The following is an 11,783-nucleotide window of genomic DNA, read 5'->3' as shown; positions in this document are numbered from 1 at the left end:
TGGTTAATCATAATTAAAAAGAAATAAAGGAGATTTTAAATGAACAATAACGGTATAAGGGCTTATCGTAAAACGACCGTAATCACTGCTGATCCCGGGAAACTGATATTAATGTGTTATGAAGGCGCTATAGATCAGCTTAAAATTACAAAAATCAAGTACCTGGAAAATAAATTTGAGGCAAAATGTAAGGCCTTACAAAAGGCCATGGATTTTATTGACGAACTTTTATGCTCGCTTGATTTGGAAAAAGGCGGTGCCATTGCACGAAATTTATCGGATTTGTATAAATACATGAACCGAAAAATTCTTTTGGCTGATATAAACAAAGATCTTAATGGAATTGATGAAGTTATTGGAATACTATCAGAACTTTTATCGGCCTGGGAGGTAATCATTAATGGAAGACATAAAAAAACTCAGCATGAACCTGTCCGATTTAAAGAAGAAAGTATACAGCATGCTTCCAATTTTATATGAGTATATGATCAGGAGTATTAAAAAATGAATAAAATCGATGAAGATGTTAATATTGGCCTACTCCTTGAAAAAAAAATCTTTCTTACTACCCAATATCTTTCTGCCACAAAGGAAATGGAAGAATCCTTGAAACATAAAGCGGAGAAAAATATTAATATTTTTATATCGAAAAGGCTGGACTGTATAAATAAAATTAAAAGAATAGACATGTCCGTACAAAGTGCCATTCATAACGGTTCCGATAGGTTTAAAGAAATTTTCGATAAATATTTTAACCGCATAAAAATTCTTTTGGAACAAATTGTGCCGATTGATGCAAGTATAATGATAATGGTTAAGGCGGAAAGCAGAAGCATTAAAGATGAGCTTCTTAAGATGAATAGTGTCAGGCATGCTAGTAGAGGGTATGGCCAAAAAGGAAACCAATTTCCAAGATATCTTGATGACAAAAGATAAGCTCTGATGATTTAAATAGTAAAGGAGGTGATACTGATGTATGTTGAACCTGTTTCTTTATCAGGAAAAAGTTTAGATTCTTTATCACAACCAAATGTTGCAGTCCGGGATCAGACTCCCGTGGAAGAAAACAGTAAATCAGAAGAAGAAAAAAAGCCTGTAAATGCAGCAAATGCAAATGATGCATTTGCAAGTTTGCAAAACAAAATGAAAGTTCTTCAAAATATTGATTTGTCGTTTTCAGTTCATGAAGCTTCGGGCAAAATTATCGTAACAGTTGTCAATGAAAATACCGGTGAAGTTATAAGGGAAATTCCTTCTTCGGAATTGCTCAGTCTGGCAACAAAGCTTGAAGAAACCATAGGCCTGATGCTTGATAAAAAGGTTTGATATAATGGCTATGCCCGATCCGAAATTAATAGATATGTTTAATCCTTTTAAAGTTCTGATAGTCGATGATGATAAAGTAATTGCAGATATATTAAAGGATCTTACTTTAATGGATGGGCAGGAAAGATCGGTTTCGGTATGTTATGATGGAGCCGAAGCTATTGGTATGATCAATAAAGAACCTTTCGATCTGATTATAACTGATCTTATTATGCCCAATGTGGGCGGGTTGGATGTTTTAAAATATGCAAAAAAAAAGAATCCGGATATCCTTGTTATTATTGTTACCGGCTATGCTTCTCTGGAAACAGCGGTAGCTGCTGTAAGAGAAGGTGCCTATGATTATATAATGAAGCCATGTAAAATGGGAGAAATAAAAATAGTTATCAACAGGGCTATAGATAAAATAAAACTAAACAGACAAAATAAAGAGTTAGAAAAAAAATTAAAGGAAGTTTACCAGGAATTAATGCTTTTAAATAGCCAAAAATATAAATCTGAAAAGATAAAGAGTTTAAATTTTTTCTCATCAGGCATGGCCGGTCTTCATTATATATATAACGATTCCGCGCCTGATAACTATACAGACAAATTGCAAGCACTGTCATCCCTTATGGACAAAGGCTTGCTGACGGAAAGTGAATTCAGGACATTCAAAAATCATTATCTCAAATTTATGAGAACTGAAAAGTAATATAAATGAGCGATCTATGAGAGATAATCTAAACATAATTATCGTTGATGACGAACAGTCCATTCTGGAGATTTTCAAGGAATATCTTGAAGCCACTACCAATTACAAAGTATTTACTGAAACGAATGGATTAATTGCCTTAGAAACCATTAAACAGCAAAAAATCGACTGCTGTTTTCTGGATATTTCCATGCCGGAAATTAATGGGATAGAGCTAGCCAAACGAATCCATCTTTATGATAATACCATACCGATAGTTGTGATAACCGGCCATCCTACAGCAGATAATGCAATAAATACCTTAAAAAACGGAGTTGTGGATTTTTTAACCAAGCCGTTTGAAATGTCAAAAATTAAGCAGACTATCCAGCGTATAATGCAAGAAAGGGAACTGTTTGTTAACGGAATACTACTCAACGAGGCGAACGAAAAAAATCAGGAAGTCCTAAAACTCAATATGGAATTACAGAAGAAAATTAAGGAAGTCGAAATAATAAACCTTATTCTTCATAAACTGGAAAACCCTCCGGGCACAAGTGGAGTTTTAAACATTCTTGTGGACCTGGCTGGTGAAATTACTAAATGTAATGAAGCATACTTCTGTATCTTTGATAAATATCATAAAGATCCAACTATTCTTGCGTCTTATCCGCAGCTTGATAACAACTATGCTGCTGTTAGCGAAAAGATAGTAACGCATAATATCAAAAAAGTTGCAGAAGAAGGGATGCCGCTTATTATCAAAAGTAATAACATTTACAGCAGCACCATGGCAGCACCTCTCAAAATTAAAACCAATACATTCGGTGTTCTTGTATTGTTTATCAATGATAACGCCCGATACTTTATAAAAAAAGACCTTTATTATATGAATTTTCTTTTAAGTAAAGCATCTTCTCTGGTAGAAAATCAGGTGCTTTATGAAAATATTTTTGAAAATCTTTTTTCAACGCTTTATGCGTTAGTGAAAATTATTGAAGCAAAAGACCCTTATACAAAAGAACATTCACACAGGGTATCTTTATATGCAAAATCCATAGGCAATACAGCAGGATTTTCACAAGAAGATATAGATAAACTAAACATATGCGGTTTGTTGCACGATATAGGTAAAATTGGAACTCCTGATAGTATTCTTCTTAAACCCGGAAAACTTTCGGATGAAGAATATGATATAATAAAAAAGCATCCTGTTATTGGCAGCAATATTATAGGACATCTGGGCATGTGGATCGATGAATGCAAAATAATTCACCACCACCACGAAAGATTTGACGGGAAAGGATATCCTGATGGCTTAAAGGGGGAGGATATTCCGTTTCTTTCACGCATTCTGTCGGTAGCAGATGTCTATGATGCATTGACATCTGATCGTTCTTACCGGAAGAAAATGGATGATGCTGTTGCATTAAATATTATTACAGAAAATTCGGGCAGCCAATTTGACCCAAAAGTAGTTGATGCATTTATAGAAAGCCACAAGCAAAATGATTTCCAGTCTTTATCAGGTGAAGAAAATAAAGGATTAAAAGATCAAGAGTATTACCTGCCGGTTTCCGGGGAATTACATAAGTCTATAGGGATTTAGTTACGTCATTAGCATTTATCAAACATATTAAGCAAAAATAGTTATTGAGAAAATGCGGGAAGATTTATTGTTCCTTCCAATATGCTTTGTGGAATAAGATTCACAATAACGGGGAACTTTGATGTTGTCAAACCGATTTTATTAAGCCTTGAAGAAATATCACCTTTATCAAGAGTAGCTAATTCCTGCCCTGCCTGAAATTTGCTCATAAGTAAATCAGCCACATAAACTATGTGTGTCAATTCCGGAGCTTTAGATGCCAGTTCAGGCTGATGATGGTGCTTTATCACGTCTATAAGGGATTCATTTATTGACCAGCGTTCACCTAAGATTGCTCCAGCCTCAGAATGAGTAATACCGGCCAGCTCTTTTTCCGCCTCATCAAGTCCAACCATATCAATCTGAGTACGTCGATAGAAAAGAGGATATGCCGATGAAATATACTGATCCAGCACTACCTTTCCGATATCGTGTAAAAGCCCGGCTGTATATGCTATATCGGGTTTGATTATTGCGGTATACTTTGCCAGTTCTTCAGCAATCATTGCTGTGCCAAGAGCGTGATGGAACAGACCTCCCTTGCAAAGAGAGTAGCCTCTTGCGGCATCTGAAAAGTACAGCTCCAGTGAAGCTGAAACAATCACTTTAAAAAGATTTTTTTCTCCTAAAAGAGCCAGCGCGCGGCTGATAGATGTAACCTTTTCCTTTAATCCCAGGTAAGATGAAGCACACAATCTTAAAATTGCAGCACTTATAACCTGTTCTTTTTTTATATCTTTAGCAACCTCATTAATATTATAATTGCCGTCGTTTATCATTTGTACGACCTTAAGAATGATTTGAGGAATCGGCCGTACCACATTAATTGACTGGATAATATCAGCAGGTACAGGTTTTTTGAAATCATTATCTTCTTGTGATGGCATATCAACTATAAGATTAATGGAGCTTTTAAATGATCTTAAATCAAGATTTAAACGATATCCAAAAAATCCACCGGTTTCAGCCTGGCAGACTTCTATAGATTCATCAGCCAGTATTTTCTGGACAATATCAGCAGTTCTGCCGCCGATATTAAGATCCATATCCAATTGAGATATCGGTCCTATCAAAGCACCTCCGGCAACATATGCTTTCATGCGGCTTTTATCGGCTCCTGCCTCGCTCAAAGCATTAATGAAAAGAGGCAGCCCTGTTTTTGCATAAAGTGCTGGCTTTAGGATTTCGCCATACCCTGTCCATTCCGGCAATAGCAGGTGAATCAACCCGCCGACTTTTGCTTCTTTATCCCAGATAACTACTCCCACACATGAGCCCAGGCAGGCTTCCAAAATTATATCTTTTTCTTTGCCGACAACAAAATTGCCGGAAAAAATAAGTTGCTTTTTCAATTGCTTTTTCCTTTGGTAAGTAATTATTTATCTTTTTACGCTTAGTTTCCTTCCCGATAAATTCATGCTTTGCAAGATTACAGAGCCGATTAAACAGAAAATATCCTTCAATCCTGACAAGAATATAGTACTAATAAATCCTGGCATGATCTCAGGAAGCTAAAGAATTTCCAAAACAAGGAACACTTTCATTTAGCACAATGGATGAATATTCGTGCAAACGCCGTTTTGCATTGTAAAGCTTTGAATCTGCGACAGCGATTAAATCCAGGGCATTATCCGTAAGTTCAAGCTCATCAATCGCAGCAATGCCGTGACTTACATCTACTAAGAGCTTTTCACAATTACACTCAATAAAATCATTTCTAACATGAGTCAGAACTCTTTCTATAAGTATTTCGGCTTCTTTACTTTTTGTGTCCGGTAGAATTATTGCAAACTCATCTCCACCATATCTTGCTAAAATATCGGTGTTTCTTAAAGATATTTTTAAGCGGTTTGCCAGTTCTATCAGAACATAATCTCCGGCCAAATGGCCTAAAGTATCATTAATAATTTTAAAATTATCTACATCAATCATAATCAAAGAAAGCGATCTTTTATATCTTCTTGCCTTTTGAAACTCATTTTCAATAAATTCTTTAAAACCCTTCTGGTTATAAACCCCGGTCAGACCATCCCTGACAGTCATTTTTTTCACTCTTTCATATTCTTGTACATTATTTAAGGACATGGCCATGATATTTGAAATGGTCGACAGTATTTCGCTGTTTTTATTAATCGATGATTTACTGCTTTTTGGGAGCATAGTTAGTACTCCCAACTGATGTTTTCCAAATATTAAAGGCAGAATCAATTGATCAGAAGATAATATCGGGATATTGGATAATGCTTTGGACTCTGATGGGTATACAGACATTGAAACCTCTTTGCTGTCTATTTTTTCTCCTGATATTGAAACAAATTTATCGCAAATATCATTCTTGATTTTATCTGTAGTACTTTCATCACACAATCCATCAGGTGAATAGCAGGAAAAATTCCAATCATTGCCGATCCTATAAAGCACTGATATAAATTTAGCATCAATTATATTTAAGAATCCTGCATTAATCATATTAGGGAGAATATGTTCCCAATTCAAATCATAAGAAACCTCACAGCTGAAGCGATTAATAAAATTTAGCTCTTTGTTTTTATTTCTTAATGAATTTTTTTCCTGTTCAAGCCGCTCATTTGCAGTTTTTTGTTCTTCAATAATCTCCAATATTTCAGCAAAAGCCCGCCGATTTTCCAACCCGTCTATAAGTGTGTCATGGATTCGCTCTGCAAGCAGCGAACGTGGTATAAATCCATAAGCTCCCTTTCGGAGTATTTCTGCAATATTTTCAGCGCTGCTTTTCTCGCCGTAAAGAATCAGACATGACGTGGACTTATTTTTCTGGAGCATATCTATCCAGCCTAAAACTCTGTCTCCAACAAAATCATAGTCTGCGAGTATAGCTGCAAAATCTCCGGAGAAAATCAATTCCTCCATATCACAAGAAGATGTAAATATTACAGTATCAGATTCTTTAAAATTAATACTTTTGCTAATTAGATTAACATCAGTATCGCTATTGCTGATAATTAATACTTTTTCCGCCATTTCGGTTTCTTTTTAACTCCTTTGAAGTTTCATAAAGATTCAAGATTTGCAATTATTGAAGCAACAATTATACCAATTTAAAATATTTAAATTTATTACTTTTAATTTTTTAAAATTTATTATATAAAACTTTTAGTTAAGGCATCAATTATGCATATAATTAAATCGCTGAAATATGTACTTTACAACAAGGCTTAAGTATTTAAGCCAAACTTTTAAGTATAACGTATCAAGGAGGGCAAATTTTGCCGAACGTTTTACATACTCAAGACATTATGAATGCTTATAATATAATATTCGGGCCAGCAGTTAACGTTTCGATTGATACTATAATGGATATCCGTCCGATAATGTTAAAAACCGCTTACCGAAAAAAAGCACTTGAAACACATCCTGACCGTTGTTTGGTTATAGGGAAAATGAAAAATGAAATGAATGAGCAATTCATTGAACTGAATATTGCTTACGAAACACTGCAAACAGCTATCAAAAACAGCAGCCCTGTGATAAACAAAAGCAGTACTACTACTATTATTAACAAAGAACTTAAGAAAAAAAATACTAATACAAACAATAGCAAAAATTCTGCTGACCATTTTTACAGAGGATTTCTTCCCAAACGAAAATTATTGATAGGCCAATTTCTATACTATTCTGGCATAGTTTCGTGGAAAACACTAATTGATGCATTAGCCCGGCAAAAAATGCAGCGACCCTCGGTAGGTCAGATAGCCCTTAAATGGGGAATCCTTAGTAAACATGATATATACATTATACTTAAACAACGGGCACTTGAACGAAAACATGATAAGCGATTTGTCGAATATGCCTGCCTGAAAGGTTATTTAACCTCTTTTCAGCGATTAGCACTGCTTGGAAAACAAAGCAGTCTCCAAAGGCCAATAGGTGCATTTTTTGTGGAAAAAGGTGTCCTTATGTCAACGGATATGGAAATGATGGTAAATAGACTACAGGAGCATAACCGCAAGGTTGCTTTTGAAACTGGATCATCTAATTAAATAGTATAGGGCAAGTTCTTGACTGTTTAATAAGTTAAGGGGAAAATATTTCCGGCATATCTTTGTGTCATATTATTGACATCTATTGATGGCCTCCCGTCAATAGATTATATAGCATTTTCTATTTTCTTCTCCGAACAACCCTTTTTCTTACAGCTCTTTTGACCGGCAAACGGGTTGTTTTAGTTTTTTGATCTGCCAAATCAATTATTGAAGCTTTTTGTTCAACTAAGCCTTCTGCTTCTTCTCCGGGAATAGCCCGAGTATAACGGCATGTTGCCCTTGGGCATCGAAGTACGGCTTTCCCATTGCTTAGAGTGGATTCTATAAGAAAAGTGTTGCCGCATTTAGGGCAAGATAGATAATAAGGCTTTCCCCAGCTTATAAAACTGCATTGTTTGTTTGAGCATCTAAAATACACTTTATTTTTTATGGTTTTATTTGAAATAACTTTCCCATTATTACATACAGGGCATTGCATTGCCAATTCTTCTTCAAAAGCAGCGATCTGGTTTTCAACTATATTATCTTCATTTATTAAACCGGGATTTATTTCTTCCTCATACTTTTCCGTTTCAAGTACTCCGGGCAATATATCTTTTTTGTCTGCATTGTCATGAATTTTAGCTGTGATGATTTGTTCTTTATTTATTAGTAATTCATCATTTTGAATTTTATCGTTTTCAGAATCAGGCTCAACTGTATTTTCGGTATCAGAGCATATTGAAATATTATCATCACAGGCGTTTAATTCGTTTTTATCTGTTTTTTCTGCAACTTCGGTTATATTTATGACTTCTTCATTTTCTTCAGAATTGTTTATGGCTTGTTTGGTAATTTCTTTATCAATAAAAGAGGTTTCTTCTATAATTATTTCCTCTTTCTTTTCAAATGCAGGTGTAATCTTAGATTCTGAAAAAGGAGAGAAAAAGGGCTTAATTAAATTTCCTGACTTAATAATATTGCTTTCATTGTTGGTTTCTATCTTATTTTTAGCGGAGAAAAATTGTTTTTTGCTATGGGTTTCTGTCTTTTTTGGCTTGATGATTTTACTGTCGGAAATTAAACTGTCAGACTTTTGCTGCTTTGTTTTGCTGTCTTGTTTTTTTACCATAACCCCATGAAGTTGTAAGGTCTGACCAAATTGATCAAGGGCATGGGCAAGTTCTTTTCGGCCTGATATTACTTCATCCATAGTTTGAATTATGTAGGCCGGGAAATTCATTCCACTCATGCTAGGGTAAATCAGGTCTAAAAGATTTGTAATACTATATGTTAATTTGTTTACGCAGATAGTATTGTCTTCATTAATTTGAAGATATTTTTTTTGAATTAATTCTTCAAAAATCTTATCGAGTTCATCATCTGTTTCCAACCCGAGTTCGGATATTTCGTTAAATAAAGTTTCTTTAAAATATTTTTCAATATAAACCGGAAAATTATCAGATTGGCCGCCAATCTGTTCCCGTAATAGTATAAGGCACGCAATTTGTTTCAAAGTAAAAGATAAGTCAAAAATTTCATCATATACACCTATTAGTTTTGTAATATGCTGTTTAAGAATTTCATTAAATTTACTTCTGATTTCAAGTTTATCGGTTTGATTCTCCATATATAATCCTACAGCCTATCCTTTTGAAACTGGCTTTTTAAATATAATATATCATTAATTTTCAGTAATTGCGCCCGATACATCAGATACTGCCTGTGCAATTCTTTCCTGCATATTATCAGTATCATGAATATCACTTTGATCGTATGATTCCGATATTACCTCTTCATCATTATCTATATTCTTAAGGTTGTCTTCGCTGGCAGATTCATCACAAGGAAGATTGTTTTGAATGGTATCCTTGCAGGAGCTTTCATCACATCCCGGCGTGTTTACCAAAAGACAGCTTCCTTCTCTATCCAATAAAACAGTAAAATTGACCTTGACATCAAACTCAAGCCTGTAAGCCACCTGGTCATTATAAACAACAATATCTCCATGTTTATATTCTATATCATCACCAATATCCATACGATGCTGCTGTTTGAATATTTCTTCAACAGTACCCCAGTCAAGGTCACCGTTTATTGAATCTATTAGATCTTGCTCTCCATTTCTTATAACTTCCTTATCAATTATTTTCATGTTTAAATTCTCCCTTATAAATTATGGAGGAAAGAATGGTAGCAGCAAATTTAGTTTCCATAATATATAACTTTATTGTTTTATGGCTATATTTTCCCATTTATTCATTATTTCAGAAGCAAGCTTAAGATAGCTCCTTGCGCCAACAGATTTTATATCAGTCATAAATACAGGTTTACCATAAGCCGGAGAACTTCTTAACTTGCCACATGTTGGAATGCTGGTATCAAATATGATATTTTTAAAACGATTCCTTAATTCTTCCGCAATCAATCTGGAAGATTTTTCCTGTTTATTCATCTTTGTAATAAGTATTCCTGCTATATCATTTTTTAAGCCGTACCCTTTTTTTATCATTTGAAACGTGTCAAACAGATAACCAAACCCGGCAAGTGATAGATATTCACAAGGTATGGTTATTAATAGCAACTCTGCTGCGACAAAGGCATTTATCATTAAAATTACAGGAGTCTGAGGCGTATCAATAACAATATAATCATACCGTTCCTTAACTTCTGCCAGAAGGTTGCGTAAAACTGATTCCTTATTATTTCCTATGCCCACTGGAAATCTATATAAGTCCAATTTCGCGGGAATCAGATTAGGATAACCCGGGCCTTTATTTATTATGAGTTTTGTTATCGGAACTTTGCCGGCCATCCCCTGATACAGAGAATTGGTAATCAATGTTTCATCCACTCCCAGACCTGTTGTGGCATGACCGATAGGATCACAATCAACAAGAAGGGTTTTTTTTTCAGCTATTGAAAATGCAGCTGAAAGGTTAATGGCCGTAGTAGTTTTTCCTGCGCCATCTTTTCTGGCAGTTATGCAGATAATGCGCCCCATATTTATAATTCCTCTGTAGCTTAACAAAATAAGCAAATAATATACCATTTATAAATATAATTTGATGATAGTTGCAACAGCTTAATATTATGGTTTATTATTATATATATTCCAATTTATATATAAGCCGGTTTCTTATGAATCCGTCAAATATACCACTAATCGCCAGTGCGTTACGACGGTTAATGTTTATCAAGATATTGTTAAATAATAACAGACTCTTGATATCTGAGAATGGAAAACGGAGGTATTGCGCGAATGGTATGAACTTTGCTTCAACACTTCTAATGGAAAGGAGTTCCCTGTGAATGAAGCAATTACTCTAAAAGGTATCGATCAAGCTATAGAAGGGCTTAATTATCGGAATAAAAATGCCCTTAAATATAAGCTTATTTACGCTATCAGAGAGTTTTATTACGATGACAGTTCTGTAGAGACTTTGGAAGAAATAGATCCGAAGAAACTAATCGGTCTGCTATGGAATACAGAGAACAATCCAGCCGCCGTTAATAACAAACGCAAAAACCTAAACAGCCTTAAGTCATCCATAAATGCAGACCTGAAAAAAATATATGAAGAAGATAAAAACCCCGAAGGAATAGTTATTGGGGCAAATTATATATTTTCAATGTCAGAGGAAGCAAAAGATAATACGCTGAAGACATTTGCAAATAAAGTTATGATAGAAGGGGAAGTTAACCTTGATGATGTAGCAAAGGCATTAAGCGCAATCGATAAAATATTGTCAGATTCAGGAACTGATTCAGTAAAGGATAAGCTGAATCAACTTGATAAATTAAAAGAAACGATCCGAGTGATGTCCGAAAAATATGGCGGGTTTGGTTCAAGCCCTGAATCTAAAGATGCAGGAGGTGATGAAAAAGGTAATAGCGGAATATCTGATGACGATTCTGATCCAACAGGCACGGGACATAAAAGCGGAGACAAAGGTGGATCGGAAAGTGAAGAAAGTGGCAAAGAAGATATTTCAGGAATATCCACAAAAAGTAGTTCTGATCAAACAGGCTCTGAATCAGAGGGTAGAACTGAAGAAGGTTCGGGAGACAAATCCGGAAACATAACTGATTCTAAAACAGATGGAGAAGATGGCAGTGGTGCTGATGCTTCGGG

Annotated in this window: 12 protein-coding genes; 7 read left to right on the top strand and 5 right to left on the bottom strand. The window is 34.9% G+C overall.

What is annotated here, in order from left to right; genetic code table 11:
• Nucleotides 1–39 precede the first annotated feature (39 nt).
• From fliS to KKC46_03085, 5 genes are read left to right on the top strand one after another with little or no spacing between them, the layout of a single operon-like run.
• Nucleotides 40–480 (top strand): flagellar export chaperone FliS, encoded by a 441-nt coding sequence (gene fliS, locus KKC46_03105; protein MBU1052803.1) that lies wholly within the window; start codon nt 40–42, stop codon nt 478–480.
• 24 nt (nt 481–504) lie between these two features.
• Nucleotides 505–936: a hypothetical protein gene (locus tag KKC46_03100; GenBank protein MBU1052802.1), complete on the top strand. Its 432-nt coding sequence runs from the start codon at nt 505–507 to the stop codon at nt 934–936.
• A 36-nt stretch (nt 937–972) separates the two neighbouring features.
• The gene (locus KKC46_03095; GenBank protein MBU1052801.1) at nt 973–1,326 is read left to right on the top strand and encodes a flagellar protein FlaG; all 354 of its coding nucleotides are present in this window, start codon (nt 973–975) and stop codon (nt 1,324–1,326) included.
• 4 nt (nt 1,327–1,330) lie between these two features.
• Nucleotides 1,331–2,020, top strand: coding sequence for a response regulator (locus KKC46_03090; protein ID MBU1052800.1), 690 nt, complete (start codon nt 1,331–1,333; stop codon nt 2,018–2,020).
• A 16-nt stretch (nt 2,021–2,036) separates the two neighbouring features.
• On the top strand, nt 2,037–3,608 hold the full coding sequence (locus tag KKC46_03085) for a response regulator (GenBank protein MBU1052799.1): 1,572 nt from the start codon (nt 2,037–2,039) through the stop codon (nt 3,606–3,608).
• A gap of 41 nt (nt 3,609–3,649) precedes the next feature.
• On the opposite strand, the gene KKC46_03080 is transcribed toward KKC46_03085, so the two are convergent.
• Together KKC46_03080 and KKC46_03075 are read right to left on the bottom strand one after the other, a co-directional pair.
• A complete protein-coding gene (locus tag KKC46_03080; protein ID MBU1052798.1) occupies nt 3,650–4,999 on the bottom strand; it encodes an HDOD domain-containing protein in 1,350 nt (449 codons plus the stop codon).
• A gap of 151 nt (nt 5,000–5,150) precedes the next feature.
• Entirely contained in the window at nt 5,151–6,647 is a 1,497-nt protein-coding gene (locus KKC46_03075) for a diguanylate cyclase (protein ID MBU1052797.1), read from the bottom strand.
• Nucleotides 6,648–6,892: 245 nt separating this feature from the next.
• Between KKC46_03075 and KKC46_03070 the strand changes: the two genes are divergently transcribed.
• The gene (locus KKC46_03070) at nt 6,893–7,666 is read left to right on the top strand and encodes a J domain-containing protein (GenBank protein ID MBU1052796.1); all 774 of its coding nucleotides are present in this window, start codon (nt 6,893–6,895) and stop codon (nt 7,664–7,666) included.
• 121 nt (nt 7,667–7,787) lie between these two features.
• On the opposite strand, the gene KKC46_03065 is transcribed toward KKC46_03070, so the two are convergent.
• From KKC46_03065 to KKC46_03055, 3 genes are all read right to left on the bottom strand, one after another.
• The gene (locus KKC46_03065) at nt 7,788–9,278 is read right to left on the bottom strand and encodes a hypothetical protein (protein ID MBU1052795.1); all 1,491 of its coding nucleotides are present in this window, start codon (nt 9,276–9,278) and stop codon (nt 7,788–7,790) included.
• 54 nt (nt 9,279–9,332) lie between these two features.
• Nucleotides 9,333–9,803, bottom strand: coding sequence for a hypothetical protein (locus tag KKC46_03060; GenBank protein MBU1052794.1), 471 nt, complete (start codon nt 9,801–9,803; stop codon nt 9,333–9,335).
• A gap of 72 nt (nt 9,804–9,875) precedes the next feature.
• Nucleotides 9,876–10,652, bottom strand: coding sequence for a ParA family protein (locus KKC46_03055; GenBank protein MBU1052793.1), 777 nt, complete (start codon nt 10,650–10,652; stop codon nt 9,876–9,878).
• 304 nt (nt 10,653–10,956) lie between these two features.
• Between KKC46_03055 and KKC46_03050 the strand changes: the two genes are divergently transcribed.
• Nucleotides 10,957–11,783 (top strand): hypothetical protein (locus KKC46_03050; protein ID MBU1052792.1); only part of this gene is annotated, 827 nt, incomplete at its 3' end.

The organism is Pseudomonadota bacterium (assembly GCA_018817425.1).
Classification (GTDB): Bacteria; Desulfobacterota; Desulfobacteria; order Desulfobacterales; family RPRI01; genus RPRI01.
The sequence above is the reverse complement of the archived record's forward strand: the minus strand, read 5'-3'. Positions and strand labels throughout refer to the sequence as shown.

Excerpts from the sequence above, each read along its gene's own strand:
- KKC46_03100 (MBU1052802.1), top strand. The coding sequence starts at position 505 with ATGAATAAAATCGATGAAGATGTTAATATTGGCCTACTCCTTGAAAAA.
- KKC46_03055 (MBU1052793.1), bottom strand. The coding sequence starts at position 10,652 with ATGGGGCGCATTATCTGCATAACTGCCAGAAAAGATGGCGCAGGAAAA.
- KKC46_03065 (MBU1052795.1), bottom strand. The coding sequence starts at position 9,278 with ATGGAGAATCAAACCGATAAACTTGAAATCAGAAGTAAATTTAATGAA.
- KKC46_03095 (MBU1052801.1), top strand. The coding sequence starts at position 973 with ATGTATGTTGAACCTGTTTCTTTATCAGGAAAAAGTTTAGATTCTTTA.
- fliS (MBU1052803.1), top strand. The coding sequence starts at position 40 with ATGAACAATAACGGTATAAGGGCTTATCGTAAAACGACCGTAATCACT.
- KKC46_03060 (MBU1052794.1), bottom strand. The coding sequence starts at position 9,803 with ATGAAAATAATTGATAAGGAAGTTATAAGAAATGGAGAGCAAGATCTA.
- KKC46_03085 (MBU1052799.1), top strand. The coding sequence starts at position 2,037 with ATGAGAGATAATCTAAACATAATTATCGTTGATGACGAACAGTCCATT.
- KKC46_03090 (MBU1052800.1), top strand. The coding sequence starts at position 1,331 with ATGGCTATGCCCGATCCGAAATTAATAGATATGTTTAATCCTTTTAAA.
- KKC46_03075 (MBU1052797.1), bottom strand. The coding sequence starts at position 6,647 with ATGGCGGAAAAAGTATTAATTATCAGCAATAGCGATACTGATGTTAAT.